Annotated in this window: 1 pseudogene; it reads left to right on the top strand. The window is 45.8% G+C overall.

The features are described from left to right. Window positions 1-397: pseudogene (locus HMPREF2576_RS12370) on the top strand (accessory Sec-dependent LPXTG-anchored adhesin); the annotation flags it as partial.

Below are 397 nucleotides of genomic sequence, written 5' to 3' on the forward strand. Positions count from 1 at the left end.
GTGAGTCAAACAGTGCCAGCACATCGTTAAGTGGATCATTAAGTACAAGCATTTCAGATTCAACGAGTACGTCGACATCCGACAGTGCATCAATGTCAGCGAGCGAGAGTGAATCAAACAGTAAAAGTACGTCATTAAGTGAATCGACAAGTACGAGTCTTTCAGGCTCAACGAGTGCGTCGACATCCGACAGTGCATCAACGTCAACGAGTGAGAGTGAGTCAGACAGTACAAGTACGTCATTAAGTGAATCGACAAGTACGAGTCTTTCAGGCTCAACGAGTGCGTCGACATCCGACAGTGCATCAACGTCAACAAGCGAGAGTGACTCAACAAGTGAAAGTACATCGTTGAGTGAATCATTAAGCACAAGCGTTTCAGATTCAACAAGCGCGTC

The sequence above is a fragment of the Staphylococcus sp. HMSC063F05 genome, assembly GCF_001837075.1.
In the GTDB taxonomy this organism is placed as follows: domain Bacteria; phylum Bacillota; class Bacilli; order Staphylococcales; family Staphylococcaceae; genus Staphylococcus; species Staphylococcus epidermidis.